Source organism: Devosia enhydra (assembly GCF_900119845.1).
GTDB lineage: Bacteria > Pseudomonadota > Alphaproteobacteria > Rhizobiales > Devosiaceae > FPKU01.
The window spans coordinates 1,753,020-1,779,227 of sequence record NZ_FPKU01000001.1 but is presented as its reverse complement, the minus strand read 5'-3'; the positions used below and the strand labels follow the sequence as shown (position 1 = coordinate 1,779,227).

At 64.6% G+C, this 26,208-nt stretch carries 21 protein-coding genes; 14 read left to right on the top strand and 7 right to left on the bottom strand.

Going from position 1 to position 26,208, the window contains the following annotated elements:
- The first annotated feature begins 109 nt into the window (after window positions 1-109).
- The gene (gene glmM, locus BT183_RS08490) at window positions 110-1,453 is read left to right on the top strand and encodes a phosphoglucosamine mutase (RefSeq protein ID WP_072340936.1); all 1,344 of its coding nucleotides are present in this window, start codon (window positions 110-112) and stop codon (window positions 1,451-1,453) included.
- A 53-nt stretch (window positions 1,454-1,506) separates the two neighbouring features.
- Here the strand turns inward: glmM and BT183_RS08485 are convergent, their stop codons facing one another.
- Entirely contained in the window at window positions 1,507-2,412 is a 906-nt protein-coding gene (locus BT183_RS08485) for a DMT family transporter (RefSeq protein WP_072340934.1), read from the bottom strand.
- Window positions 2,413-2,535: 123 nt separating this feature from the next.
- Here BT183_RS08485 and BT183_RS08480 point away from each other — a divergent pair, with 123 nt between their 5' ends.
- Window positions 2,536-3,267, top strand: a complete 732-nt coding sequence (locus tag BT183_RS08480; protein WP_084603348.1) for an outer membrane protein — start codon at window positions 2,536-2,538, stop codon at window positions 3,265-3,267.
- 66 nt (window positions 3,268-3,333) lie between these two features.
- Here BT183_RS08480 and BT183_RS08475 read toward each other — a convergent pair whose 3' ends face one another.
- Together BT183_RS08475 and BT183_RS08470 are read right to left on the bottom strand one after the other, a co-directional pair.
- Window positions 3,334-4,878 (bottom strand): CehA/McbA family metallohydrolase domain-containing protein, encoded by a 1,545-nt coding sequence (locus BT183_RS08475; RefSeq protein WP_084603347.1) that lies wholly within the window; start codon window positions 4,876-4,878, stop codon window positions 3,334-3,336.
- Between the two features lie 120 nt (window positions 4,879-4,998).
- A complete protein-coding gene (locus tag BT183_RS08470; protein ID WP_177282452.1) occupies window positions 4,999-6,129 on the bottom strand; it encodes a GntR family transcriptional regulator in 1,131 nt (376 codons plus the stop codon).
- 276 nt (window positions 6,130-6,405) lie between these two features.
- Between BT183_RS08470 and BT183_RS08465 the strand changes: the two genes are divergently transcribed.
- From BT183_RS08465 to BT183_RS08430, 8 genes are all read left to right on the top strand, one after another.
- Window positions 6,406-7,446, top strand: a complete 1,041-nt coding sequence (locus tag BT183_RS08465) for a Gfo/Idh/MocA family protein (RefSeq protein WP_072340925.1) — start codon at window positions 6,406-6,408, stop codon at window positions 7,444-7,446.
- A gap of 53 nt (window positions 7,447-7,499) precedes the next feature.
- A complete protein-coding gene (locus tag BT183_RS08460; protein WP_072340924.1) occupies window positions 7,500-8,405 on the top strand; it encodes a LysR family transcriptional regulator in 906 nt (301 codons plus the stop codon).
- Between the two features lie 507 nt (window positions 8,406-8,912).
- Window positions 8,913-10,259 carry an extracellular solute-binding protein gene (locus BT183_RS08455; RefSeq protein ID WP_177282450.1) on the top strand — a complete coding sequence of 449 codons (1,347 nt, stop codon included), beginning with the start codon at window positions 8,913-8,915 and terminating at the stop codon, window positions 10,257-10,259.
- Window positions 10,260-10,800: 541 nt separating this feature from the next.
- Window positions 10,801-11,733 carry a carbohydrate ABC transporter permease gene (locus tag BT183_RS08450; protein WP_210185447.1) on the top strand — a complete coding sequence of 311 codons (933 nt, stop codon included), beginning with the start codon at window positions 10,801-10,803 and terminating at the stop codon, window positions 11,731-11,733.
- On the top strand, window positions 11,730-12,575 hold the full coding sequence (locus BT183_RS08445) for a carbohydrate ABC transporter permease (protein ID WP_072340921.1): 846 nt from the start codon (window positions 11,730-11,732) through the stop codon (window positions 12,573-12,575). Before BT183_RS08450 ends, BT183_RS08445 begins: the two co-directional genes overlap by 4 nt.
- A 10-nt stretch (window positions 12,576-12,585) precedes the next feature.
- Entirely contained in the window at window positions 12,586-14,133 is a 1,548-nt protein-coding gene (locus BT183_RS08440; protein ID WP_072340918.1) for a sulfatase, read from the top strand.
- Window positions 14,130-15,080, top strand: a complete 951-nt coding sequence (locus BT183_RS08435) for a DUF4432 family protein (protein ID WP_072340915.1) — start codon at window positions 14,130-14,132, stop codon at window positions 15,078-15,080. The genes BT183_RS08440 and BT183_RS08435 overlap by 4 nt, the downstream gene beginning before the upstream one ends.
- 99 nt (window positions 15,081-15,179) lie before the next feature.
- Complete coding sequence (locus BT183_RS08430; RefSeq protein WP_072340913.1) at window positions 15,180-16,247, top strand: ABC transporter ATP-binding protein; 1,068 nt, start codon at window positions 15,180-15,182, stop codon at window positions 16,245-16,247.
- 93 nt (window positions 16,248-16,340) lie between these two features.
- Here BT183_RS08430 and BT183_RS08425 read toward each other — a convergent pair whose 3' ends face one another.
- From BT183_RS08425 to wzy, 3 genes are read right to left on the bottom strand one after another with little or no spacing between them, the layout of a single operon-like run.
- A complete protein-coding gene (locus tag BT183_RS08425) occupies window positions 16,341-17,384 on the bottom strand; it encodes a hypothetical protein (protein ID WP_072340910.1) in 1,044 nt (347 codons plus the stop codon).
- A 35-nt stretch (window positions 17,385-17,419) separates the two neighbouring features.
- Complete coding sequence (locus tag BT183_RS08420) at window positions 17,420-18,484, bottom strand: glycosyltransferase (RefSeq protein WP_072340907.1); 1,065 nt, start codon at window positions 18,482-18,484, stop codon at window positions 17,420-17,422.
- Between the two features lie 10 nt (window positions 18,485-18,494).
- Window positions 18,495-19,919: an O-antigen polysaccharide polymerase Wzy gene (wzy, locus tag BT183_RS08415; protein ID WP_177282441.1), complete on the bottom strand. Its 1,425-nt coding sequence runs from the start codon at window positions 19,917-19,919 to the stop codon at window positions 18,495-18,497.
- Between the two features lie 243 nt (window positions 19,920-20,162).
- Here wzy and BT183_RS08410 point away from each other — a divergent pair, with 243 nt between their 5' ends.
- The 3 genes from BT183_RS08410 to BT183_RS08395 all read left to right on the top strand — a co-directional run bounded on the left by BT183_RS08410 (window position 20,163) and on the right by BT183_RS08395 (window position 23,773).
- Window positions 20,163-21,338 carry a phosphoserine transaminase gene (locus BT183_RS08410; RefSeq protein WP_072340901.1) on the top strand — a complete coding sequence of 392 codons (1,176 nt, stop codon included), beginning with the start codon at window positions 20,163-20,165 and terminating at the stop codon, window positions 21,336-21,338.
- Between the two features lie 300 nt (window positions 21,339-21,638).
- The gene (gene serA, locus BT183_RS08405; protein ID WP_072340897.1) at window positions 21,639-23,222 is read left to right on the top strand and encodes a phosphoglycerate dehydrogenase; all 1,584 of its coding nucleotides are present in this window, start codon (window positions 21,639-21,641) and stop codon (window positions 23,220-23,222) included.
- A gap of 335 nt (window positions 23,223-23,557) precedes the next feature.
- Complete coding sequence (locus BT183_RS08395) at window positions 23,558-23,773, top strand: type II toxin-antitoxin system HicB family antitoxin (RefSeq protein ID WP_072340894.1); 216 nt, start codon at window positions 23,558-23,560, stop codon at window positions 23,771-23,773.
- 11 nt (window positions 23,774-23,784) lie between these two features.
- Here BT183_RS08395 and BT183_RS08390 read toward each other — a convergent pair whose 3' ends face one another.
- Window positions 23,785-24,735 carry a DMT family transporter gene (locus tag BT183_RS08390; RefSeq protein WP_072340891.1) on the bottom strand — a complete coding sequence of 317 codons (951 nt, stop codon included), beginning with the start codon at window positions 24,733-24,735 and terminating at the stop codon, window positions 23,785-23,787.
- Window positions 24,736-24,908: 173 nt separating this feature from the next.
- Here BT183_RS08390 and BT183_RS08385 point away from each other — a divergent pair, with 173 nt between their 5' ends.
- Window positions 24,909-26,198 carry an adenylosuccinate synthase gene (locus tag BT183_RS08385; protein WP_072340888.1) on the top strand — a complete coding sequence of 430 codons (1,290 nt, stop codon included), beginning with the start codon at window positions 24,909-24,911 and terminating at the stop codon, window positions 26,196-26,198.
- Window positions 26,199-26,208: the final 10 nt, after the last annotated feature.

The following is a 26,208-nucleotide window of genomic DNA, read 5'->3' as shown; positions in this document are numbered from 1 at the left end:
TCCGCCCAAACCGCGCCCCATCGCCCAGTTAACCCATTTCTTGCTATAGACTGCCTATAGTCGCAGCAAAGCCCGAGGCTGGGCGAGTTGACAGCGGGGAAAGTGCAAGATGGCGCGAAAGTATTTCGGCACGGATGGCGTGCGGGGCCTCGCCAATGGCGACAAGCTGACGCCCGACCTGGCGATGCGTCTGGGCATGGCCGCGGGCCTGAAATTCGTGCGCGGCGACCACCGCAACCGCGTGGTGATCGGCAAGGATACGCGGCGATCGGGCTACATGATCGAGAGCGCGCTGACGGCCGGTTTCACCGCCGTCGGCATGGATGTCTACCTTCTGGGGCCGATGCCCACCCCAGCCGTCGCGATGCTGACCCGCTCGCTGCGCGCCGATCTGGGCGTCATGATCTCGGCGTCGCACAATCCCTATGATGACAATGGCATCAAGCTCTTCCGGCCCGACGGCTACAAGCTGTCGGACGAAATCGAGGCCGATATCGAGGACATGATCGACGGCGACCTCTGCCAGCATCTCGCGAAAGGGCGCGAGATCGGCCGGGCGTGGCGCGACGAGGAAGCCCGCACCCGCTATATCGAGTTTGCCAAGCGCACCCTGCCCAAGGAGCTCGACCTCTCCGGCCTGCGGATCGTGCTCGATTGCGCCAATGGCGCCGCCTACAAGGTGGCTCCGGTGGCCCTATGGGAGCTTGGTGCCGAAGTCTTCACCATCGGGGTGGAGCCCGATGGCTTCAACATCAACGACAAGGTCGGCTCGACCGCGCCGCAGGCTCTGGTGTCCAAGGTGCGCGAACTGCGCGCCGATATCGGGATTGCGCTTGATGGCGATGCGGACCGGGTGATCATCGTCGACGAGAAGGGCGAGATCGTTGATGGCGACCAGTTCATGGCGGTCATCGCGCAATCCTGGGCAGCGCGGGGCGAGCTGCGCGGCGGTGGCCTCGTGGCCACCGTCATGTCCAATCTGGGCTTGGAGCGCTATCTCGGCTCGATCGGCCTGTCGCTCGAGCGCACCCAGGTCGGCGACCGCTACGTGCTCGAAACCATGCGCGCCAAGGGCTTCAATGTCGGTGGCGAGCAATCGGGCCACATCATCCTTTCGGATTTCACCACGACGGGAGACGGGCTCGTCGCGGCGCTGCAACTGCTCTCGGTGGTCAAGCAGGAGGGCCGGCCTGTCTCGGAGGTCTGCCGTCGTTTCGAGAAGGTGCCGCAGCTGCTGCACAATGTCCGCTACAAGCAGGGTAAGCCGCTCGACGACAAGCTCGTGCGCCAGGTGATCGCCGAAGGCCAGGCCCGGCTCGGCACCGGTGGCCGGCTGGTCATCCGGCCCTCGGGCACGGAGCCTGTTATCCGCGTCATGGCCGAAAGCGATGACGAGACGCTGGTGAGCCATGTGGTCAACGACATCGCGGCTGCGATCCGCGAGGTCGCCTGACCCTCGATCGACGCGGCGTTGCCGGCCTGCCTTGCGGTTGCCGGCTGCGCCCTCTATCGCCGTCGCCAGACCTGCTCGGCGAGCAGCAGGCCGGCAAGGATGACGAGCACGCCGCCATATTGCAGCGGGCCAAGGGTTTCACCCAGCATCACCGCGCCCACCGCCACGGCGATGACCGGCACGATGTAATTGGTCTGGACGACGAAGCGCGCCGATGTGCGATCGAGCAGCCAGTAGACCAGCATGCCGGCTGCCGCCGTGGGGATGGCGGCGAGATAGAGCAGGGCCAGCAGGCTTTCGGCCGGCGCCGTGACGGGAAAGGGCTCGGTAAGCGCCGCAAAGAGCGTTGCTGCCAGTCCCGCTCCCGCGAGCACCCCGAAGCCCCGCGCGGCAACGGGGATGGCGCCCAGCCTTCTGGCGATGATGGTGTTGAGCGCATAGCAGCCGGCTGCCACGAGAAGCGCGAGATAGGGCAGCACATCGGCAGCAGGGGCCATGGCGACCCCGGTCTGTTCGCGCCCGAAGATGACCAGCGCGACACCTGAAAATCCGAGCAGCAGGCCGGCGAGGCGAGCCGGCGTCAGCTTTTCCTCGGGCAGCAGGACGAGCGACAGGAGCATGACCTGGATGGGGCTCGTCGCCATGACGAGGCCGACCACTCCGGACGGCACAGTGAGGCTGGCCCAGCCGATGAAGACGAAGGGCACGGTGTTTCCCACGATCCCCAGCAGCAGGAGTGCGAGATAGTCCCGCCGCCGGGGTAGGGGGCGGAGCCGGGGCGCGATCACGATGGCCACGAGCATAGCGGCAATGGTCAGCCTGCCGGCCGCCAGCCAGTTCGGGCCGATGCCGGCAAGCGCGATCTTGATGACCGCGAACGAGGTGCCCCACACGGCGATGAGCAGGAACAGCGCCGCCCAGTCGAGGGCGCCGGGAGCGGAGGTCTTGGGGCGAGACATCAGGCAAAACCGATGCAAGAGAATATTAGGGTTAAGCCTTAGGGTTAAGCGGCTTTTAAGACAATCGCGTCAATCTGGCTTCAATTCGAGCGCTGTCGTCGTGCAAGAACTGAGGACCTGAAAATGCGGAAATTTCTGGCACTGGCGGCTGCGACCGCGATTGCTATGGCAGCCAGCCCGACCCTGGCCGCCGACATGCTCTATCCCGAAATCGAGATTCCCCCGGTCGACCAGGGCATGGGGGGCAATTTCTACCTGCGCGGGTCCTTGGCGGGAAATGCGTGGTGGGCCAAGCAGATGCGCTATCGCGAGTGCCCGGATGATCCGTGCGGCGTCGGCGAGCCGGAGGTCGTGACCAATGAGGTGATCGGGGCCGGCTATGGCTATTCCATCGGCGCCGGTATCGGTTACGAGACGGGCGACGGCCTGCGCGCCGACCTGACCATCGACTATCTCTCGGTCAACGACATCAGCGACGGCGTCTATGACGTCGACCTGCGGTCTACGCTGGCGCTCGCCAACGTCTATTACGATTTCCCGATCAGCGGCGTCGGCCAGGGCTATGGGCTCGGCGGCTATGTGGGTGCCGGTCTCGGCTTTGCTCACAACCATGTCAGCTCGGAAGGACCCAATCCGGGCCCCGAGGGCAAGACCTTTACCGCGGCCGGTGCCGTCATGGCCGGCCTTGCCTATGACCTGGGCGCCATGGTCGCCGATGTGGGCTATCGCGGTATCTACATGCCCCAGATCAGCAATGGCGATGCGGCCCTGGCTCCGCCGGCGCTCGGGCCCTACTTTATCGACCACAACATGATCCACGAGCTTCGCGGCACCGTGCGCTATCGCCTCCAGTAGTCGTTCGTCTGTCGCGAACCCAGGAATGGCGCCGTCCGAAAGGAGGGCGCCATTTTTCGTTTCGGCTCAGGCCCGGCAGAACAGTGCCGAGGTCCAGGTCCATTGGCCGCTGGACTGGCGCATGCGGGTATAGATCGTCTCGCCCGCCTCGAGCGGTGCAAGGGGCACACTGCCCTGCCATTGCCAACGCTCGGGCCGGGGCAGGGGATGGAGGCGCCAGGCGGGGCTGTCGATCGGCCCGATATTGCCCGAAAGCGCGGCATAGCGCAGGCGCTCGGCGGGAACCACGATCTCCTCACCCCCAAAGGACAGGCGCACGGCACCGCTATCGGGCAGGCGGATGCGGGCGGCGATGGCCTGCATCATCGGTGTCAGATTATTCGGATTCGCGTGGGCGCGGATATCGAAGCGTATGACATTGTCCGCATAGAGGATTTCGTCGCTATCGGCGGCATCCGCCTCGCCTTCGAGGGGAGAGACGACTTCCGAGCCCCGGAGGCGCGGCTCGACGGCGAGGATCTCGCCGCCATCGAGGCTGAGCGTGCCCTGCCAGCGATGCGAGGAGCCGCGGGCGCCCCAGCCCACTTCCAGCACAAGGATTGTCTCGGTGCCATCGCCGGCGTCGACGGGGGCAGGGGTGAGTTCGGGCGAGATGCGGTGGACGAGCCGGCCGTCGCGGATGATGTCGATATGCTCGATCGGTCCACCGCCCACGGCTTCGAGCCGGAGGTCGCAGGGGCCGGGCCGGACGATGTCGCCCTGGATGGCATTGCCATGGGCGATGAGGAGATGCGTGCAGTCTCCGGTCAGGGCGTTGGTGTGACGGGCCCAGAGGCCATCCCAGATCGATTGGCGTGTGTTTTCAGCGGCATAGAGGCAGGTGCGGCCGTGGCCATAGGAGCCGGGATAGGCCGAGTGGTGATCGGTATTGCCGAGGACGCCGAAGACGTGGCCACTGGCGAGGCCATGCGCCAGGGTCTGGGTGCCATCGCCCGGACCCATGGAATGGAGGAAGGGGCGGTCGCCCAGCGAGGTCTCGGAAAGGCCGTGCATGGAGACGATTTCGAGCACCGGCGAGAGCTCTGGATCAAGGCCCGACCAGTTGATGCCGCGGGCGCCCTGGCGGTAGGCGATGTGGTGGGGGAAGGCCATGTAGGCGCCCGGATAGCGGGCTTCGAGGGCTTTGCGCAGCGCTTGCGGACCATCGGCGAGGACGATGTCGCGCGGGGTCAAGTCCTTGTAAAGGATGGTGTAATCGCCCCACTCGCCGGAGTGGATCTCATAGCCGGGGAAGACAGTGAGGCCGCTGCCGCTGGCTTCGGCAAGGGTTGCGAAATGGCCGGGCCAGAGCCGCTGCAGGCGGGCGAAACCCTCGACATGGAATGCCACGATATGGGCGACCGACGGGTCGTCAACGGGCATGTCGGGCCAGTGAGCGTGACCAGTGATGGAGACGAAATCGAGCTGCCGGGCAGCGCGCCTGAGCGCGTCCGCGAGTGATCCGTGGCCATAGGACAGGTTGGAATGGTTGTGGACATCGCCGTAAAGCGGGCGAACGCCGAGGCTGGTGGCCAGCGGCATCAGCCGCTCGGGCAGGCGACGTTTCAGCATGTTGACCCCGCTTCAGGATGTACAATATGTACCTATTGCATCCTCAATACGCCAGAAAAAGGCCCGCCCGGAAGCGCTTTTCGCGGGGATAAGTGGGACTTTATCCCCGCTGTTTCCGCCTCACACGGAGCGGATGCGGGTGCGGGGTGCACCGGGGGAGGGGAGGGGCCGGATCGAGGGGCGCGGGGTGGCGGCGCAGGCGAGGAAGGTAACGCGCGGCGGGGCCAGCGGGGAGCGTATGCGGTCGCGGATGGCCTGGAGGAGGGCGGCTGCGGCTTCGACGTGTGACGAGCCGGCAATGGCATAGGTGCCGAAATGCTCGGAGGAGACATCGTGATGGCCGAGCACGAAGATGCTGGGGCCGGCCGGGCCATCGAGGCCAAGGCGGGCAAGGGCTTGGCCGATGCCCGGACCATCGGAGATGCCGAGGGTTAAGAGCGCCGTGAATGGCAGGCCGCCATCCTCGCAAATGAGCGGTGAAAGGGTATCGGCAAGCCCTTCGGCGACGAGCTGGGTGGGATTGGCGATGCCCGGCATGACGATGGGCGGGAAGGGATCGAGCCCGGTTCCGCGCCAGTTCTCAAGGCGGGCGAAGGCGCGGCGGGTGGCGACGATGGGCTGGGCCGGGCTGTCTATGGTGACGAGCCCGATGCGGCGATGGCCGAGCGCGGTGAGTTCGGCCAGCGCCAGATCCAGCGCATCCTCCCAATCGGTGCCGATATGGTCGATGTCCATGCCCCAGAGGGAGTGGCCATCGACGACGACGGCGCGGGTCTTTTGCTTGAGCAGGTCGAGCAGGCGGATCGGCACGCTGTCATAATGAGATTGCAGGATGGCGGCATCGAAACGCGGCACGGATTGCAGGATCTGCATGAGGTGATCGGGATCGTGCCAGGACATCTGGACGACGCGCGTGCCTTCGCCGGTCATGGCCGCAACGATCTGATTTTGCACGAGAACGCAGCGCTCGTTCATGCGGATGCTCGAGAGCATCAGGAGGCTTGAGAGGGCCGATGGCGGGGTGACATCGGCATGAAGGCCGCCATCGGCGGCTTTGCGCAGATAGGTGCCGCGCCCGACCTGGCTGACCAGCAACCCCTCGCGCCGCAGTTCGGCGAAGGCCTGCTGCACGGTGGCCTGGCTGACCTTGAAGCGTTTCATAAGGTCGCGAACCGTGGGCAGGCGCGCACCATCCTCGAGCCGCGTGGCCAGATCGCGCAGTGCCGCAAGCACGGTTTCGTACGATGCCAAGGCGCCGATCCTCACGTCAGCGGAACTGTATCTTTGTGAGATGCATAGCCCAGCGCACATGATTGGCAAGCCCGCCCACGTGGAATTCAGGTGCCTGACACGCGGAATACGATGATTGCCGCTCGTTCGTGTGGACGCGGGCAGAGACCGCGCGTATTCCATGGGATGCAAAGTGCAGCTCTTCGCCTGATGGATGCACTGTGCAGCGGCACTGCCAGACGCGCCGAGGGTCGTGGATGAGGGAAAAGGGAGCGATGTCGTGAGGGGACGAGGCGCATGACCCGCCGGCGGATCGGCATCCTGGGCTTTGCTCATTATCATGCCAATTTCTGGACCCGGGCTTTCAAGGCCGCCCCCGATATCGCCCTCATGGGCTTTTGGGAGGCCTATGACGGGCTGGCGGACGCGGCGCGGGCCGAGCATGGCATCGATCGCTGGACCGAGCGCGACGGGCTGATCGCCGCCTGCGACGGCCTCGCCATCTGCTCGGCAACGGCCGACCATGAGGGGCTGATCGCAGCGGTGGCGCGGCGGCGCGGCAAATGGGTTTTGTGCGAAAAGCCGCTTGCCACCAGCGTCGAGGCGGGCGCCCGCATCGCGGCCCTGGCCGAGGATGCCGGGCTCACCGTGATGCAGAGCTTTCCCAAGCGGTTCGACCCCATCAACGCCGAGATCCGCGCGGTGCTGGCCTCGGGCGCCCTGGGCAGGATCACGCTGGTGCGCGTGCGGCACGGGCACAGCCACGGGCTCGACCCGAGCTTTGGTGCCCAATGGTTCTGCGACCCCGCGCTTTCGGGCGGAGGCACGCTCATCGATGAGGGCATTCATGCGGCTGACTTTTTGCGCTGGTGCTTCGGCGAGCCGGAAAGCGTGTCGGCGACCATCGCCTCGCCATTGCGCTTGCGGGTGGAAGACAGCGCGGTGGCGAGCTTTGTCTATGCCAACGGCATGATCGCGGAGGTCGCGACGAGCTGGAGCTTTGCGGCGGCCGACCATTCGATCGAGATCTATGGCACGGGCGGCACGCTGCTGCTCTCGGGCGTCGACATCGCCAGCCGGCCGACGCGGGAGACGGGGTTCCTGTCGATCTTCGAGCGCGAGGGGCCGCGAAAAGGCTGGCGGACGAGCCCGACGGTGCCCGGGTTCAAGACCGGACTGTTCCACGAGCAGGTCGCCTCGGCGTTCGTGAAGGCGCTGGTGACCGGTGCGCCGGTGCCGGTGACGATCGCCGATGGGCGGCGGGCCTTCGCGATGATCGACGCGGCCTATCGGTCGGCCCGCAGCGGACGGCGGGAGGCGATCGACTATGAGGGATAGGAGAGCGGCTCGTGGCGTATGCTACCCTCGCGGATATTCGGGGGCCCTGAAGCATGAATCTGAGACAGCTCGACTATTTGCTGGCGGTGGCGCGGACGGGGAGTTTTACGGCGGCGGCGGGGGAGCTGGGGGTGGCGCAGCCGACGCTGACCAAATCCATCCGCGGGCTGGAGCAGGAGCTGGGCACCACGCTGTTCGAGCGCCTGCCGCGCGGGGTGGAACTCACCCCGGCCGGGGCGGTGCTGATGCGCCATGCCGAGCGCGTGGCCCTGCAGGTCAAGGATGCCGGGGAGGAAGTGGCGGCGCTTTCGGGCGGGGAAAGCGGCACGGTGACGATCGGGGCCGGCCCGGCCTGGCTGAGGCGGCACCTGCCGCAGGCGGTGGCGCGGCTCGTGACCCGGCATCCGGCGGTGCGGGTGCATGTGGTGGGCGGGTTCGACGACATGCTGTTCAAGGCGCTGCGCTCGGGCGAGGTGGATTTCGTCGTGGCCGAACTGCCCTCGCCCGAAATGACGCGCGACCTGGCGATCGATCCGCTCTCGGCCGACAGCCTCGGGGCCTGCTGCCGGGCGGGGCATCCGCTGGCGGGGCGGAAGGGCGTGCCGCTCAGGGCGCTGCTGGATTTTCCCTGGGTGATGCCGCCGCACCGGACGCGGGCGCAGAGGCGGCTCAATGCGCTCTTTGTGTCGCACGACCTGCCGCCGCCCACCATCGTGTGCGAAACCGAATCCATGGCGTTCCTCTTGCAGATGCTGGGCCATTCGGACGCCCTGACCTTCACGGTCTCGACGACGCTGCTGGCGCCCGAGGCGGCGGGGCTGCGCATGCTCGACGTGCCGGCGCTCGCCGCGCGGCGCGAGGCCGGGGTGATCACGCGCAAGGATGGCTGGCTCAACCCGGCGGCGCGCGAGGTGATCGCGGAGTTGCGGGCCATCTGCGTGGCGGACCCGATGAACTGAGGGGGCCGGTCCTCGTGCTTCGAGACGCCTCTGCGAGGCTCCTCAGCATGAGGATTTCGGGAATTGTAGAGAGGCGCCTCGTGGTGAAGAGCGCCGAGAGTCCCTTGTTTCAGCACCCTTCCAACCCCGTTCCCGAAGTCGTCCCTACGACAGCAGGGACCTCTGTTTTGGGGGGGCGGACTGGCGAACGGAGGTCCCTGCTTCCGCAGGGACGACGCGGTGGGTGGGGCGTAGGTGTGGGGGGACGCGGGAGCCAGTCCATCGAACCGCTAGACCAATCGCTGCGCCGCAGGGGCGATTTGCGCATCGCTTTTTCGCTTCAGGACGGCCTGGCGATGGGACCATGCTTGGACAGGGACGCGCGGGGTGGCCACACTGCGCGCACGCTTCTGCTGCCATGCCAATGGGCTATGGCAGGTGGAATGCTTATTATTTGTGGGCATGGCGAAGGCCATGTCATTGTCGATCTCAACGCACCCAAAGGGTGCAAGAGGGAGGACTGAACCAATGAGCCTTTTCAAACTCAATCGCCGTCAGGCGCTTGTGGGTATCGGTGCGGGCGCCGCGCTTGCGGGCCTGCCGCGCGCGGGCTTTGCCCAGTCGAGCGTGGCGCCGATCACCATCGTGATCAACCAGTCGCCCTGGTTCGACAGCTTCCGGAAGACCGTGGAGCTCTATGAGGCCGAGACGGGCAACCAGGTTGAGCTCGACGTCAACCCGTTTGCCGGCTCGCTGGAAAAGCAGCGCAATTCGGTGCGTTCTGCGGCCGGCCAGTACGACATCCTGATCATGAATTCGGGCTGGTTCGCCGAAATGTATGCCGGCGGCTTCGTCGAGGCGATCACCGATATCGACCCCGGCTTCCAGCTGGATCCGGAAGTCTATACCCTGGGCGACACCGTCTATTGGGACGAGGCGACGCGGACCATGCCGGCCACCGGCAAGCTCATGTCCATGCCGATCTCGCCGCTCATTCCGCTGCTCTATTATCGCGGCGATCTCTATGCCGAAAAGGGCCTCACGGTTCCCAAGACCTTTGCCGAGCTCGAGGCCAATGCCCGCGCCCTGCACAACCCGCCGGGCATGTATGGCATCGTGCAGCGCGGCGCCCGTGCCGCCCATGCCGTGGCGTTCGACTTCTATCCCTATCTCTACGGCCATGGCGGCGGCATCTTTGCCGACCAGCTGGCGTCGGATTATTCGGTGACGCTCAACAGCGCCGAGGGCAAGGAAGCGCTCGACTATTACATCCGCCTCGCCCAGGAAGCCGGCCATCCGCAGACGGCCGCGCTCGACCAGGCCGAAGTGATCCAGAACATGGTGACCGGCAAGGCCGGCCACATCATGATGGTGATCGCCGCCTGGTCGCAGATGGATGACCCGACCAAGTCCATCGTGGTGGACAAGGTGGAATTCGCCGCGCCCCCGAGCCTGCCGGGCATTCCCTCCGCGCCGGGCCTTGGCCATTGGCTGGGCGGCATTTCCAAGAACATCCCCGACGATCGCAAGCGCGCCGCCGTGGAGTTCTTCCGCTGGTTCCAGACCAAGGAAGCCCAGATCGCGGCCGCCCAGGCCGGCGGCATCCCGATCAATGCGGCGGTCTATCGCGAGCCGATGGCCGAAGAGCGCAACTTCCGCTGGATGAAGCCGCTCGACGAGGCGCTCAAGACGTCGGTGAACATCTACCAGTTCCCCGAGGCGAGCGAAGTCATCGCGGTGCTGGAGCTGGGGCTCAACCGGGCGATCGGTGGGGAGATCACCTCGACCGACGCGCTCAACACGATGGCGGACGAGATCCACACCATCATGAGCCGCTACAACTACAAGACAGGCACGCTGCCGGCGCTGAGCTGAGGGGAGCGCGGAGCAAGCGGCGAGGCCCCTCACCCTGACCCTCTCCCCGGTGGGGAGAGGGGACGATGGGGCCGCGAGGGCGGCGTTTGAGCTCTCATGGTGAGGAGTGCCCTTGGGCGCGTAGCACTTCGGACGTTCTTTCGCGGCAAAGGTCCACTGGCCTTTGCATGGGCGGCTCAGAACCCTTCGAGACGCCCCGGTGGGGCTCCTCAGGGTGAGGGCCTCTTGGGGGAGTGATGCCCTCTTCACCTTTCCCTTTGGGGGAGAGGTCGGCCGTGGGCCGGGTAAGGGGGCCTTGCGATCACGCGTGGGGCAAGGCCCCCTCACCCTGGCCCTCTCCCCGGTGGGGAGAGGGGACGATGGGGCCGAGAGGGCGGTACGCGAAGTTTCAGCCCTCATGGTGAGGAGCGGCGGTAGCCGCGTCTCGAACCACGAGGGCGCGATGCACCGAGCAAGCGGTCCTCGCCCTTCGACAGGCTCAGGGTGATGGCCTCTCGAAGGCGTGTCTTGGGCCACTCGGAATGAAACAAGGGAGGCCGGGATGGCCGTGACATCGATGGCTTCGGCGCCGGCAGCGGCGCGCGTGCCCAGGCGGGGCAGGGATCCGGATGGGCTCTGGCGCTGGCTGACCTTTGCGCCGGCGCTGCTGCTGATGCTGTTCCTCAGCGTCCTGCCGCTCGTGAACCTGTTCGCGACCAGCTTTTTCAACATCACCTGGGAGCAGGGGCAGGGGATCTGGACGTTTGTGGGCCCCACCCACTACCAGGGCCTGCTTTCTGACGCCCTGCTGCATGCCGGGCTGACCAATACGCTGATCTTCGCCTTTCTGGCGGTGACCGGGCAGATGGTGCTGGGCTTCATGCTCGCCTATCTCGTCTCGCGCATCGAGCGTGGAAAGGTGCTCTACCGTGCCATCTTCATCCTCCCCATCCTGATCCCCGGCATCGTCATCGGCGCGATCTGGAAGCTGATGATGAACTATGATTTCGGGCTACTGAACCAGTTCATCGGGCTCTTCGGCCTTGGCCCGCATGACTGGCTGGGCAATGCCTCCACCGCGCTCTTGTCGGTGGTGATCGTGGACATCTGGCACTGGATGCCGTTCTGCTTCCTGCTGTTCCTCGCCGGACTCGAATCCCTGCCGCAGGACGTGTTCGAGGCGGCCAAGACCGATGGCGCGACCGCCTGGCAGGAGTTGCGCTACATCACCCTGCCGATGATGCTGCCCACCATCATGGTGACCTTCGCCTTCCGCCTGATCCTCGCCTTCAAGGTGTTCGACGAGGTGTACCTGCTCACCGGAGGCGGACCGGGCACGGCCACCGAAGTGCTGAGCTTCACGCTCTATCAGCGTTATTTCACCGAGGACCGCATGGGCTATGGCTCGGCGATCGCGGTGATGGTGATCTTCCTCATCTGCCTGCTGCTGGTGATGGCCGCCGGCCTCAGGCGCGCAACGGAGGCCCGCTCATGAGCCGCGCCCTTGCCTTGAAGCCCGGAACGGGCACGGCGCTTGTGCGCCATATCATCCTGTTCATCGTCGCCGCGATCACGCTCGTGCCGGTGATCTGGGTGGCGGCGGCCGGGTTCCGCACGCAGATCTCGCTGCTGATCGGGGAATTCCTCTTTACCCCGGTGATGACCAATTTCACCGAGGTGCTGTTTTCCAAGACCTCCGATTTCCTGCTCAATTATCGCAATTCGCTGATCGTGGGCATCGCCTCGACGATCCTCTGCGTGGGCACGGCGACGCTCGCGGCCTGGTCGCTCAACCGCATGGACTGGCCCAAATGGGTGGTGCATGTGTTTCTCGCCTGGGCGCTGGTGTTCCACATGATCCCCTCTATCGCACTGGCCGGCGCGTGGTTCGGCATGATGCGGACCATCGGGTTGGACAACTCCTTCCTCGGACTGATCCTCGCCCATGCGGTGCTGAACCTGCCCATGGCGCTGTGGCTGATGGCGGTGTTCGTGCGCGACGTGCCGGTGGAACTGGTGGAAGCGGCGCGCATCGATGGCGCCGGCACCCCCACCATTCTCGGGCAGGTGGTGCTGCCCATCATCGCGCCCGGCCTTGCGGCTACATCGGTGCTGACGTTCCTGTTTTCCTGGAACGAGTTCGCGGTCGCCCTGACACTGACCATGAAGCAGACGGCCACCGTGCCGGTGGCGATCGCCAAATTCGCGCAGGATTATGAAATCCAGTACACGCAGATGGCGGCCAGCGCCGCCCTCTCCATCCTGCCGGCCCTCGTGCTGCTGCTGGTTGCCCAGCGCTTCATCGTCAAGGGTCTCACCAATGGCGCCGTGAAATAGAGCCCCTCCCATGAAGACCGTTTTCCTGCTGTTCGATTCGCTCAACCGCCACATGCTCGGGCCCTATGGCGGCACGGCGCTGCCGACGCCCAATTTCGACCGGCTGGCGCAGCGCTCCGTTACCTTCGACAACCACTATGTGGGGAGCCTGCCCTGCATGCCGGCGCGGCGCGACATGCTGACCGGGCGGCTGAGCTTTCTGCATCGCAGCTGGGGGCCGGTGGAGCCCTTCGACCAGGACTGGCCGACGATGCTCTACAAGAAGGGGCTCTACAGCCACCTCGTGACCGACCATTTCCACTATTGGGAAGATGGCGGGGCGACCTATCATACCCGCTATGACAGCTGCGAACTGGTGCGCGGGCAGGAGGGAGACCGCTGGAAGGCGGTGGTGAAGCCGGACTGGGACCACCTCCGGACGCGCTATCACGAGCGGCAGTTCTCGACCGCGCGCCGCAGCTATCCGGCAAACAACATCCTCAATCGCGAGACGATGCGCGAGGAGAAGGACTACCCGACCATCCAGACCTTCGACCATGGGCTCGATTTCATCGAGACCAACAAGGACGCCGATGGCTGGGTCTTGCAGCTCGAGACCTTCTCGCCGCACGAGCCCTTCACTGCACCGCCGCGCTTTCGCGAGCCGTTCAAGACCGGCTGGAACGGCCCGGTGCGCGACTGGCCGCGCTATGAGCGTGTGGACGAGAGCGATGAGGAAGCCGCCGAGCTGCGCGCCAATTATCTCGCCACCGTCGCCATGTGCGATGAGATGCTGGGCCGGGTGCTCGACGCGTTCGACAGGGACGACCTCTGGAAGGACACCGCGCTGATCGTTTCGACCGATCACGGGTTCCTCTTGGGCGAGCACGATTTCTGGGCCAAGAACCGGATGAACCTCTATTCAGAGCTCGCCCGCATTCCGCTCTTTGTACATCTGCCGGGCGAGATCGAGCGCGATGGCACACGGTCTGACGCCCTGACCCAGTCGATCGATTTTGCCCCGACCATTCTCGAACTCAATGGGCTGGAGCCTGGCCCGCACATGCAGGGGCTGTCGCTGCAAAGCCAGCTCAGCGGCGAAAAAAGGCGCGACGCGGCGCTTTACGGCTATTTCGGCGCGGCAGTGAACGTGACGGATGGGAAAAAGAGCTATCACCGCTTCCCGGCCGATATCGCGAGCCAGGAAATCTATCAGTACACGCTGATGCCGACCCACATCTTCGCGCCGTTTTCGACCGAGGAACTGGCCGGCGCGAGCCTTGCCGAACCCTTCGGGTTCACCGACGGGGCCAAGCTTTTGAAAGTGCCGGTGATCCACCGCTCGCCCTTCTACAAGGTCTACGGCCCCGGCGCGCTGCTCGAGGACACGACGCGGCTCTATGACCTCGAGGCCGACCCGAAACAGGCGACCCCGCTCGAGGACGCCGAGGAGGAACAGCGGTTCTGCCGTCTGATGGCCGGGCTGATGACCGAGAACGAGGCGCCGCCCGAAGCCTTCACCCGCATCGGGCTCGACCGCGAAGGGCGGGTGGCGGTGCCGCTCGCGGCGATCGCGTGAAGCGGGCCGACATCGCGCCGCTGGTAGGCGATCTGCGCCAGCTTGCGAGCGTCAGGCGCGTGATGCTGCTCGACGGGCCCGAGGCCGGGGTGGAGGCGCTGCTGTTTTCCACCGGCGGCGGGCTCGATTTCACCGTGCTGGTCGGGCGCGGGCTCGATATCGGCACGGTCCACTACAGGGGCGTGCCGATGGCCTGGCAATCGGCGGCGGGCTTTGCGCATCCGGGGCTGATCGATCGCGAAGGCGATGGCGGGCGCGGGTTCGGGCGCGGCTTTTCGGGCTTTCTCGTCACCTGCGGGCTCGACCATATCCGCCAGCCCAGGGACGGACAGCCGCTGCATGGGCGGCTGCCCTTCACCCCCGCTCGGCTGGTCGCGGCGGGCGAGGACTGGGATCGCGAGCACCCGGTGCTCTATTGCGAGGGCGAGATAACCCAGGCCCGCCATGGCGGGGAGGTGCTGCGCCTGAGGCGCCGGATCGAGGCGCCGATCGGAGGCACGGGGCTTTCGATTACCGACCGGGTGGACAATTGCGGGCCGGAGCCACAGGCCCATGCGGTGCTCTATCACTTCAATCTGGGCTATCCGGCCGTGCAGGATGGCACGGTGGTGAGCCTCGGCGACCGGCGCGTTGCCGGGCCGGCGCGGCTGGGCGCCGAGGCGGCGGGGGCGGCCACCTGCCACCGGGCGGGTACGGGGATGGCCGAGGCGGTGGTGACGACGCCGGGTGCTGATGGCGATCTTTCCATCCGCTTTGGCTTTGATACAGACACGCTGCCCTTTCTCCAGCTCTGGGAGGATCTGCGGCCGCGCGTGGGGGTGTTTTCGATCGAGCCGGTCTCGACCGGCCAGGGCGAGGATGGGGCGCCGATGGTGCTTGCCCCGGGCGCAATGCGCCGCTACCAATTGCATGTCGGGTTCGGCGGCGAGCCGCCCGCAATCGGCTGAGCCGGGAGGGCGCGGCCGATCCCTTGAACCGCGAGCCCACCCCTGGAGGGGGCGGACCGCATGAGGAGGACCGTGGAGCAATTCCGCGGGTCAACTGCCATGGCGCAGGTTACAATCCGTAACGTCAAGAAATCCTTCGGCGCGGTGGATGTCATCCACGGCGTATCGATCGACATCAAGGATGGCGAGTTCGTCATTCTGGTCGGGCCCTCGGGCTGCGGCAAATCCACGCTTTTGCGCATGATCGCCGGGCTCGAGCAGATCAGCGCCGGCGATATCGAGATCGGCTCCCGGGTGGTCAACGACCTGCCGCCCAAGGAGCGCGACATCGCCATGGTGTTCCAGAACTACGCGCTTTATCCGCACATGACGGTGGCGGACAATATGGGCTTTTCGCTCAAGCTGGCGCGCGTTTCCAAGGATGAGATCAAGACGCGCGTGGCGCGCGCCGCCGAGATCCTGGGGCTGCAGCCGCTGCTGGAGCGCTATCCGCGCCAGCTTTCGGGTGGCCAGCGCCAGCGCGTTGCCATGGGCCGCGCCATCGTGCGCGATCCGCAGGTGTTCCTGTTCGACGAGCCGCTCTCGAACCTCGACGCCAAGCTGCGCGTGGCGATGCGCACCGAAATCAAGGAGCTGCATCAGCGGCTCAAGACCACCACCATCTATGTGACGCACGACCAGATCGAGGCCATGACCATGGCCGACAAGATCGTGGTGATGCGCGACGGCGTGGTGGAGCAGGTGGGTGCCCCGCTCGACCTCTATGACCGCCCCGAAAACCTGTTCGTGGCCGGCTTCATCGGTTCGCCATCGATGAACCTGATCAAGGGCAAGATCGAGGGTGGCAAATTCCAGGCCGATGGCGGCGGGGTGTTTCCGCTCGCCTCCGTACCGGCCGGATATGAGGGCAAGCGCGTGATCTATGGCACGCGCCCCGAGCATTTCGTGTTCGGCGCGCCCGATGGCATCGAGGCCAAGGTGGTGGTGGTGGAGCCCACGGGCTCAGAATCCATGGTGCTTTCGCGCGTGGGGACGACCGAACTGACCACCGTGTTCCGCGAGCGCGTGATGGCGCGGCCGGGCGAAACCATCCGCATCTCGCCCGATACGAGGCTCGTGCACCTCTTCGACGAAGCCAGCGGCAAGCGCATCGTTTCGGCGCACTGATCGGCTGAAGCATTGTTGTGATCGCGGAAGGGGTCGGGCTGGTGTCCGGCCCCTTTGCGTTCGTCCAATCGCATGCCGGGCTTGGGCCCAATATCAGTTGAAGAACTGCAGGCAGGTCTCCAGCGTCACCATCACCGGTTCGGTCAGCCTGGTGCCAAAGCCATTGCCCATGGCAGCGACGGCCGCAACGAAGCCGATGGATTTCCACGACATATAGGCCATCAGCGCGATAAAGGCCGGGTGACCGGAGCGCCGCTCCTCGACGAGCTGCACGATGAGCAGCGAGAGGCCGATGATCGTCAGCCGGCTGTTGCCGAGCGGGATGGAAAGGACGAGGAGCGGCAGTTGCGTGAGCAGCGCGCGCCAGCGGTCGCGCCCGGCAAGCACGCCGACCGCGATGAGCGCGAGAAGATCGATGGTTTCAACCAGCCCCTCGGACCGCCGGCCATAGGCCTCGATCTTGACCAGCGCCCAGCTCCAGTTCAGCGCGAGGAAGGCGGCGACGGCCAGACCGGCAATCGCCGCGAGCGCCATAAGCAGCGGCAGGCGGGCCCGCACCGCTGGTTCGCGCACTGCGCGCGGCACGAGCCCCGCGATCCACGCGCCGATGAGCATGACGGACTGGAAATGCAGCCCTGCTGCGGCGATGAGCAGCGCCCCCTTTTGCCAGAGGGCGGGAACGAGCGCCCCGGCGAGGAGGGCGATATAGGCGAGCTTAAGCCTGTCGGCACTGCCCAGCAGCACGAGCAGATGATAGCAGGACAAAACGAGCAGCCAGGTCGTCCACGGCGCACGATGGCGCCAGAGCCACAGGGCGAGGAGCCCCACGAGCAGGATGTTGGCCAGCGCGATGAACCAAGGCCGCGGCAGGCCGCTCTTGGCCGCAAGCCAGTAGACCGGCCCGAACAGCGGCTCGGTGCTGCTCGTGAGGCACGCCTGCCAGACCCTGATGGTTTCGAGCGAGGCCCCCTCAAGCTGGGTATAGAGCGCGCCGTAATGGATGGCATCGCCCGTGGTGTATGCGAAGGCGAGCCAGATGCCGAGGCAGGCAGCGGCGAGAGTGACGACGATGGCGAAGGGACGCGGAACTCCCTCAGAAGGGATCGCGAAGCGGCTGAATGGTCTAAGCCGGTCCATATTCAAGTTGCTGCCGCCGCGGAAAATGCATGCCGCTACGGCTTGGCATCTTTGGCCTCGAGGGTCCAGAGGCGTGCAATGCGCTCTACCTGACGATCAAGTCCGAATGGCCCATGGGCAAACCCACTGGCAATAGTCTGCCGCGAGGCGGCGGCGCTCTGCGTGATTGCACGGGTCCACTCGTCTGCGGGCGCAGCAACGGGCACAGCGATGACGCCGTTGACCTGACCAGCGATCTCAAGGACACCGGGAAGTGCGCTGGCCACGACGGGCGTGCCGACGGAAAGCGCTTCGAGAACAACAGTGGGCAGTCCCTCCCGATTGGACGTCAGGAGCAGTAGCCCGGAGCCTTTGAGCACTACGAGCGGATTGTCTGTCGGCCCGGTGACATGAACGTCGCGTTCAAGTCCTGCGGCGAGAACCTTTGCCTTCAGAGCGGTGGTCTCATCAGACGTGCCGGGGCCGACGAACTGCATCTTCCACTTCTGGTCGCCCATGCTCTTGAGGTGACCGAAAATCTCGACCGCTTTCTCAAGATTCTTTTCGGGCGCGAGGCGACCCAAGAGCGTGATCAGGAATGGATTCGAGCCAGCAAGCGCGACATCGTTGGCAGCGGGTACGCCGTTATAGATGACCTGCCATTTTTCCGGAGCAGCGCGGACCAAACTTCTCGTTCCATCCGATACGCCGACGATATGCGTTGCGAACCGATTGACCAGCAAGCGTCCAACGCTGCTTTGCGCGCGATGCAGGACACTGCGTTGCGGCAGGGCAGTACTGTGGAACTGGGCTATACGTATCTTTACGCCTGCCAGCCAGGCGATCAGCAGGTAGAAGCCGCTCGGCAACGACACGTTGCTGTGCACGATATCCGGTCTTTGCGCTCGAACATGTTTGAAAAACGCGAGAAGACCAAGCGCTCCCGGCTTGCCGTAAAGTATGGTGGCTCCAACGCTCCTGAAGCGATCATCCAGATATCCGGTCTGCCCCGAGATGGCGTAGATGACCGGATTGACACGATATTGTGCCGTTAAATGCGTAAGCAGGCGCAGAGCCGAGATTTCCACGCCGCCCATATTCAGCCGACCAAGGAGATACATTACCTTCCTATCAGGCCCTGGCATTTTTACCCCAAATCGTCATGAGCCACGGCCAGACATATCGCGCCACCGCGATGGGAATCATCAGAGCGAGCAATGCAAAGAATACGAACATGCTCATGGCAACCGACGTGGCCCAACTCTGGCGGATGTGAACGAAGAGTAGAACCAGTACAGGCAGTGCAAGAATGATAGCGCGGCGCGACACAACAAGTCTGCCGGCGAGGGTGACAACGGATCCTACGAGAAACCCGAGCGGCATCAGTGCCCAAATGCCGAAATTGATGATGGCCTCGGCTACGATGGAAAATCCGATGGTGCCGACGCGATCGGCGACCAGCACGTTCATAAGACGCATATCTTCAGCGGCCGGAACGCGATTCCAGCCGGGCAGGACTGATCCGATATAGCGATCGAACGGCGCCACATAGGTCTGACCCCAACGGAGGGGATCGCCAGCCTCGATCCACTCGAGAACCACGACAACCGGGCGTAGCGACCACCCTAGTTCCCCAAGACCCGCCAAAGGCGACGCTGCGGCAAGCCGACTGAGCTCTGTCGCGTCCCAACGGACAAGCGCGGCGGCTGAGGAGGCCGTCAGCACGACCACGACAGCTGCGCTCCAGCCCCACCATGGCAGACGAAGCAGACCGCGCGCGACTAGGATTGCGACCACGATCAGTCCCGGGAGAACCACTTCGTTTCTGGGGCCGAGAATAAATACAGCAGCGCCCCAGAGCGCGAACACAAGGCCCGCTGCGAGCGGCCGACGCCCGTAAAGAGCGCAGAGAAAGGCCGCCGCCGCGATCAAGCTGTAAGCCGCTCGGATTACCCGGTTTCCCCAGACACTGCCTGAAAAGTGAGCGACATACTCCCGATAGTTGCTGACGCCGTTAGCCAGCATATAGACCGCCCAGATGGCGCAGCCCAGACAAAGAGCCGCCAGCGCTATCCGATAGACTAGGACATCTGCGTCATCAGTGCGGGCTGCATCGGGCGCAGTTAATACGGGCGATGCCTCAAATATCACCGAAAGATGAAGTCCGATCAGGAACATTCCTGAAGCGAGAATCGCATATCGCCCTGCGTCGGTCTGGTACCAAAAGAGAAAGCCCGCGTTGGGACTGGACAGGTGAAGGCCGTAAAGGGGGAGGAGCCCGAAATGAAAAAGGCAAAACGTCAAGCAGAACAGCAGAAAAAAAGGATGGCGCCGTGCCACTACGGCAGAAATGAAGAGGAGCGCTGCGCTGGAAAAGCCGAATAGGGAGACAAGGCGCAGATTTGATACTGCGAGGACGGCACCAAAAAAGCATACGACGCCGATTAAAAAAAGGACAACTGCGGCATGCCGTGCGCTGGTCGATATTCCTGGACGAAAAGATCTGTGGCGTGTTTTTTCCTCAAGGCGTGTCTTCGCCTCATCCCGTACGTTCATGCAGTATCTTGCCCCCAGCATCCGACACGCTTCCGTTCAGTGTGCGTGTTTTTTGCATCTATTCCTCCGCCGAGTGTGGACCAGCCGAACCGGTCCGTCACTTACGAAAAACAGCTGATGGGCGGTTTTGGCGTGTTCCGAATCCCCTTGCCGGACATGCGCCGTTGAGATAGACCCAGCCTCAGGACACCTCGCCCTAACGCGAGGCGCATAGGCCTGGGAGGGCCGTTGATTATGGCTGAGATGCCCCTGACCTCACCGGCGGTGAAGCCGGCTAACCCCAATTTTTCGTCGGGCCCCTGCGCCAAGCGTCCTGGATGGACGGTTGATGCGCTCAAGGACGCGCTTGTGGGGCGTTCGCACCGCTCCAAGCCCGCCAAGGCCCGCATCCAGCGCGCCATCGACCTGACCCGCCAGCTGCTCGAAGTGCCCGAGGATTACCTCATCGGCATCGTGCCCGCTTCGGACACGGGCGCGGTCGAGATGTTCATGTGGAGCGCGCTCGGCGCCCGTGGCGTCGACATGATGGCCTGGGAAAGCTTCGGCGAGGGCTGGGTCACCGACGTGCAAAAGCAGCTCAAGCTGGCCGATGTGCGCGTGATCAAGGCGCCCTACGGGCAGTTGCCCGATCTCGGCCAGGTCGATTTTTCGCGCGACGTGGTCTTCACCTGGAACGGCACCACCTCTGGCGTGCGCGTCCCCGATGCCGAGTGGATCCCGGCCGATCGCGAGGGGCTGACCATCTGCGACGCCACCTCGGCGGCCTTTGCGCAGAACCTTGATTTCACGAAGCTCGATGTGGTCACCTTCTCCTGGCAGAAGGCGCTGGGCGGGGAGGCCGCGCATGGCATCCTGATCCTCAGCCCGCGCGCCGTGGAGCGGCTCGAGACCTACAAGCCCGACCGGCCGCTGCCGAAAATCTTCCGCCTCACCAAGGGCGGCAAGCTGATCGGCGAGATCTTCGAAGGCGCCACCATCAACACCGTCTCGATGCTGTGCATCGAGGACGCGGTGGACGCGATGGACTGGGGCATGCAGGAAGGCGGGCTGGCCGCCTTGCAGCGCCGCGCCGACACCAATTTTGAAGTGATCGCGGAATGGGTTGAAAAGACCCCGTGGGTGGATTTCCTCGCCACGGCGCCTGAAACCCGCTCCAACACCTCGGTCTGCCTCGTGATCGTCGACCCCGAGGTCAAGGCGCTGTCGGAAGACCAGCAGGCGGCCCTCGCCAAGGGCATCGTCAGCCGGCTCGACAAGGCGGGCGTGGCCTATGACATCGGGCATTATCGCGATGCCCCGGTGGGCCTGCGCATCTGGACCGGCTCGACGGTGGAAACGTCCGACGTCAAGGCGCTGCTGCCCTGGCTCGATTTCGCCTTTGCGAGCGAGAAGGCCGCGCTGGTGAAGGCGGCGGCCTAGGCAGGGTCTCGCGCAGCCTCACCCAGAGCCCGTCGAAGGGCGAGGCTGCCTATACCGTGTGCCCGGCCTCGTCCTTCGACAGGCTCAGGATGAGGCTTCGACAGGCTCAGGATGAGGCTTCGACAGGCTCAGGATGAGGCTTCGACAGGCTCAGGATGAGGCCTCGATAGGCTCAGGATGAGGCTCGCTGCAATTCGCGTTTCAGCATCATGTCTATCCTCGTCCTTCGAGACGCGCCTGCGGCGCTCCTCAGGATGAGGATGGCGACAATCCCCGATTTTTCAAATTCAGGAGGGCGACATGCCCAAGGTTCTGGTTTCCGACAAGCTTTCGAAGACTGCCGTGCAGATCTTCAAGGACAATGGCGTCGAGGTCGATTATCTGCCCGACCTGGGCAAGGACAAGGAGAAGCTGCTCGAGGTGATCGGGCAGTATGACGGGCTCGCGATCCGGTCGGCCACCAAGGTGACCGAGAAGGTGATCGCGGCGGCGACCAATCTCAAGGTCATCGGCCGCGCCGGCATCGGGGTCGACAATGTCGACATTCCGGCGGCGACCAAGAAGGGCGTCATCGTGATGAACACGCCCTTCGGCAATTCGATCACAACGGCCGAGCATGCCATCTCGCTGATGATGGCGCTGGCCCGGCAGTTGCCGGAGGCCGATGCCTCGACCCGCGCCGGCAAGTGGGAAAAGAACCGCTTCATGGGCGTCGAGGTGACCAATAAGGTGCTCGGCATCATCGGATGCGGCAATATCGGCTCGATCGTGGCCGATCGCGCGCTGGGCCTCAGGATGAAAGTCATCGCTTTCGACCCGTTCCTCTCGGCCGACCGCGCGGTGACGCTGGGCGTGGAAAAGGTGGAGCTCGACGAGCTCTTGACGCGCGCCGATTTCATCACCCTGCATGTGCCTTTGACCGAGCAGACCAAGAACGTGCTGTCGGCCGAGGCGATCGCCAAGACCAAGAAGGGCGTGCGCATCATCAACTGCGCCCGTGGCGGGCTGGTGGACGAGGCGGCGCTCTATGATGCGCTGAAATCGGGCCATGTAGCGGGCGCGGCGCTCGACGTATTCCTCGAGGAGCCGGCGACCGAAAGCCCGCTCTTCACGCTCGAAAATGTCATCTGCACCCCGCATCTGGGGGCCTCGACCACCGAAGCGCAGGAGAATGTCGCCCTGCAGGTGGCCGAGCAGATTTCGGCCTACCTCATGACCGGCGAGATCACCAATGCGCTCAACTTCCCATCGATTTCGGCCGAGGAAGCGCCGCGGCTGACCCCGTGGGTGAAGCTGGCCGAGGCGCTGGGCTCGTTTGCCGGCCAACTGACGGAAACCTCGATCACCGGCATCCGCATCGAGTTCGAGGGCGCGGTGGCAGCGCTCAACACCAAGCCGATGGTGGCGGCGGCTTTGACCGGCGTGATGAAGCCGCTTCTGGCCGATGTCAACATGGTCTCGGCCCCGCAGATCGCCAAGGAACGCGGCATGCAGGTGGAGACGGTGACCCGCGAGCAGCAGGGCGCCTATGAGAGCTATATCCGCCTGACGGTGATCACCGAGCGGCAGGAGCGGGCGGTGGCAGGCACGATCTTTGCCAATGGCAAACCGCGCGTCATCCAGGTCAAGGGCATCAACATGGAAGCCGAACTCACCGGCTCGATGATCTATGTGACCAACGAGGACAAGCCGGGCCATATTGGCCGGCTGGGCACGACGCTGGGCGACCTCGGCATCAATATCGCCAACTTCAATCTCGGCCGCGCCGATGTGGGCGGGGACGCGATCGCGCTGCTCTCGATCGACGGCAACTTGACCGACGACCACCTCAAGACCATCGCCGCCCTGCCGGGCGTGAAGCAGGCCAAGGCCCTGCGGTTCTGAGGGCAGGGGGCATTGTGCCCCGGCTGGAAATGACGTGAAATACCGGCTCGCCATCATCGGATGGCGGGCCGTTTTGTTTCGTGGGGGCGGAGCGGGGTGAGCAGGCGACTTGAACAGATGCGGGCCAATCCCAAGGGGGACTGGACGATCGCCGATGTTGAGGCCCTGTGCCGGGAGTTTGGTATCGTCTGTCAGCCGTCACGTTCTGGCAGTTCGCACTACAAGCTGCGCCATGTCGGGCTGGGACTGGTCCTCACCCTCCCCTTCAAGCGGCCCATAAAGCCAGTATATATTCGTAAGCTCGTCGATATAGTGGATACAGTGAGGTCAGCACAATGAATCTACTCAGATATCCGGTCATCATCGAGCCTCTTTCGGAAGACGACGGGGGCGGGTTTTTTGCGACCGTCCCCGATCTCCCCGGCTGCATGAGCGACGGTGAGACGCCTGAAGAAGCGTTGATCAACGTGCAGGACGCAATCGCGGCGTGGATCGAGGCAGCAACGGAAAACGGCCAGCCAATTCCCGCTCCAACTCGAAAGGTCGCTTGAGCGTCGGCTCCTCACGCGCTCCGGCGCGCCGACCATTCGGCCAGAACGATGCCGATGATGATGAGCCCTCCGGCGGCGAAGTGGAAGCCTTCGAGCCTTTCGCCCAGAATCAGCACCGAGCCCAGCGCCCCGAAAAAGGGGATGAGGTTGATGAAGAGGCTGGCGCGATTGGCCCCGATGAGTTCGACCCCGCGCACATAGAAGAACTGGGAAATCAGCGAGGGGAAGAGCACGGTATAGGCGACGATCAGCCAACCGAGCGGGGTGATGCCCGGTACGGCCGCGATGAAAGATGCCAGCCCGCCTCCGACAAAGGCCTGGAACAGCACTGAAGCAAGGGCCGCCGCCGCCACCGTGGTGGTGAGAAAGCTCAGCCAGTGGGTGGGCGGCCTGTAGCGCAGCAGCAGCGAATAGATCGCATAGGCAAAGCAGGCGATGATGACGAGCAGGTCGCCGAAATTGATGTCGAGCGCCAGGATGCGAGTGAGGTCGCCATGGGTGGCGGTGACCGCGACGCCCATGATGCTGATGGCGACGCCCACCAGTTGCAGTAGCTTCACCCGGGTGCGGAAGATGAGGAAATTCAACCCCATGACGAAGATGTTGACCGTCACCTGATCGAGCGCGTTGTTGACCCCCGAGGTGAAATAGGCGGCGATGTAGACCAGCATGTTGAAGGTGGCAAAGCCCAGCCCGCCATAGATGGCAAGGAGCCACCAGTTGGCCTTGAGCACCGGCAGGTCGCGGCGCAGATAGCGCAGCGCAAAGGGCAGCACGAAGAGGAAGGCACCCGTCCAGCGCAGGATCATCAGTGCATAAGGGTCGATATGGCCCACGGCGGCCTTGCCGGCCACCACGTTTCCTCCCCAGAATGCCACGGTCAGCACGAGGATGAGATAGGGGCGGTCGAGAAGGCCGCCCGTGCGGCCGCCAACCGGGGCAGCGGAAGGATGAGTGGGCATGACGGCTCTTGTTATTGTCCGGTCACCGACTTATCAGCATCACCGTAGCGGAGCAAACCGTGGCGGGCAGGATGGGTTTCATCCCCGCCCCCATGCTGAAGCAGGATCGCCGGCATCGCCGCGCGGCCGCAGGTGCGGCACGCCGCCGATACCGGCCAGGGACGGACAATCGAATGGCTAACGTAGTGGTCGTCGGCAGCCAGTGGGGCGACGAAGGCAAGGGCAAGATCGTCGACTGGCTCTCCGAGCGGGCCGATGTGGTGGTGCGCTATCAGGGCGGGCACAATGCCGGCCACACCCTCGTCATCGATGGCACGAGCTACAAGCTGAGCCTGCTCCCCTCGGGCGTCGTGCGCGGCAAGCTCTCGGTGATCGGCAATGGCGTTGTGGTGGACCCGCACCATTTCGTGGCCGAGATCGCCAAGCTGGCGGCCCAGGGGGTGACGATTTCTCCCGACGTGCTGCGCGTGGCCGAGAACGCCCCGCTGATCCTGTCGCTGCATCGGGAACTCGATGCGACGCGCGAGAACGCCAATTCGGGCCTCAAGATCGGCACGACCAAGCGCGGCATCGGCCCGGCCTATGAGGACAAGGTGGGCCGGCGCGCCATCCGCGTCGTCGACCTTGCCGAGCCGCAGACGCTCTTGCCCAAGATCGAGCGGCTCCTGGCGCACCACAATGCGCTGCGCCGCGGGATGGGGCTGGCTGAAATCACCGCGCAGAGCATCGAGGCCGAGCTGCTGCAGGTGGCCGACAAGCTGTTGCCCTATATGGACCAGGTGTGGCGGCTGCTCGACGAAAAGCGCCGTGCCGGTGCGCGCATCCTGTTCGAGGGCGCGCAGGGCGCGTTGCTCGACAACGACCACGGCACCTATCCGTTCGTGACCTCATCGACCACGGTGGCGGGGCAGGCGGCGGCCGGATCGGGGCTCGGGCCCACGGCGATCGGCTATGTGCTGGGCATCGCCAAGGCCTATACGACGCGCGTGGGCGAGGGGCCGTTCCCCACCGAAGATTTCGGTGAAGTGGGGCAGTTTCTCGGCGAGCGCGGCCATGAATTCGGCACAGTTACAGGGCGTAAGCGTCGGTGCGGGTGGTTCGATGCGGTTCTGGTTCGCCAGACTGTGAGGACATCCGGGATCACCGGCATCGCGCTCACCAAGCTCGATGTGCTCGACGGGCTCAAGGAGATCAAGGTCTGCGTCGGCTATGAGATCGGCGGAAAGCGGATCGATTATCTGCCTGCCTCAATGGGGGCACAAGCCGATGCTAAGCCGATCTACGAGACGCTCGAAGGCTGGTCCGAAACCACGGCGGGGGCCCGCAGCTGGTCGGAGCTTCCGGCCCAGGCCGTGAAGTATGTGCGGTATATCGAAGAGCTGATCGGGGCACCGATTGCAATGTTGTCGACCTCACCGGAGAGGACGGATACCATTCTGGTGCATGACCCATTCCAAGACTGAGTTTTTTTGT

What these genes read in the sequence shown, in the direction of transcription:
- glmM (WP_072340936.1), top strand. Translation starts at nt 110, where the DNA reads ATGGCGCGAAAGTATTTCGGCACGGATGGCGTGCGGGGCCTCGCCAAT.
- BT183_RS08485 (WP_072340934.1), bottom strand. Translation starts at nt 2,412, where the DNA reads ATGTCTCGCCCCAAGACCTCCGCTCCCGGCGCCCTCGACTGGGCGGCG.
- BT183_RS08480 (WP_084603348.1), top strand. Translation starts at nt 2,536, where the DNA reads ATGCGGAAATTTCTGGCACTGGCGGCTGCGACCGCGATTGCTATGGCA.
- BT183_RS08475 (WP_084603347.1), bottom strand. Translation starts at nt 4,878, where the DNA reads ATGCTGAAACGTCGCCTGCCCGAGCGGCTGATGCCGCTGGCCACCAGC.
- BT183_RS08465 (WP_072340925.1), top strand. Translation starts at nt 6,406, where the DNA reads ATGACCCGCCGGCGGATCGGCATCCTGGGCTTTGCTCATTATCATGCC.
- BT183_RS08460 (WP_072340924.1), top strand. Translation starts at nt 7,500, where the DNA reads ATGAATCTGAGACAGCTCGACTATTTGCTGGCGGTGGCGCGGACGGGG.
- BT183_RS08455 (WP_177282450.1), top strand. Translation starts at nt 8,913, where the DNA reads ATGAGCCTTTTCAAACTCAATCGCCGTCAGGCGCTTGTGGGTATCGGT.
- BT183_RS08450 (WP_210185447.1), top strand. Translation starts at nt 10,801, where the DNA reads ATGGCCGTGACATCGATGGCTTCGGCGCCGGCAGCGGCGCGCGTGCCC.
- BT183_RS08445 (WP_072340921.1), top strand. Translation starts at nt 11,730, where the DNA reads ATGAGCCGCGCCCTTGCCTTGAAGCCCGGAACGGGCACGGCGCTTGTG.
- BT183_RS08440 (WP_072340918.1), top strand. Translation starts at nt 12,586, where the DNA reads ATGAAGACCGTTTTCCTGCTGTTCGATTCGCTCAACCGCCACATGCTC.
- BT183_RS08430 (WP_072340913.1), top strand. Translation starts at nt 15,180, where the DNA reads ATGGCGCAGGTTACAATCCGTAACGTCAAGAAATCCTTCGGCGCGGTG.
- BT183_RS08425 (WP_072340910.1), bottom strand. Translation starts at nt 17,384, where the DNA reads ATGGACCGGCTTAGACCATTCAGCCGCTTCGCGATCCCTTCTGAGGGA.
- BT183_RS08420 (WP_072340907.1), bottom strand. Translation starts at nt 18,484, where the DNA reads ATGTATCTCCTTGGTCGGCTGAATATGGGCGGCGTGGAAATCTCGGCT.
- wzy (WP_177282441.1), bottom strand. Translation starts at nt 19,919, where the DNA reads ATGAACGTACGGGATGAGGCGAAGACACGCCTTGAGGAAAAAACACGC.
- BT183_RS08410 (WP_072340901.1), top strand. Translation starts at nt 20,163, where the DNA reads ATGCCCCTGACCTCACCGGCGGTGAAGCCGGCTAACCCCAATTTTTCG.
- serA (WP_072340897.1), top strand. Translation starts at nt 21,639, where the DNA reads ATGCCCAAGGTTCTGGTTTCCGACAAGCTTTCGAAGACTGCCGTGCAG.
- BT183_RS08395 (WP_072340894.1), top strand. Translation starts at nt 23,558, where the DNA reads ATGAATCTACTCAGATATCCGGTCATCATCGAGCCTCTTTCGGAAGAC.
- BT183_RS08390 (WP_072340891.1), bottom strand. Translation starts at nt 24,735, where the DNA reads ATGCCCACTCATCCTTCCGCTGCCCCGGTTGGCGGCCGCACGGGCGGC.
- BT183_RS08385 (WP_072340888.1), top strand. Translation starts at nt 24,909, where the DNA reads ATGGCTAACGTAGTGGTCGTCGGCAGCCAGTGGGGCGACGAAGGCAAG.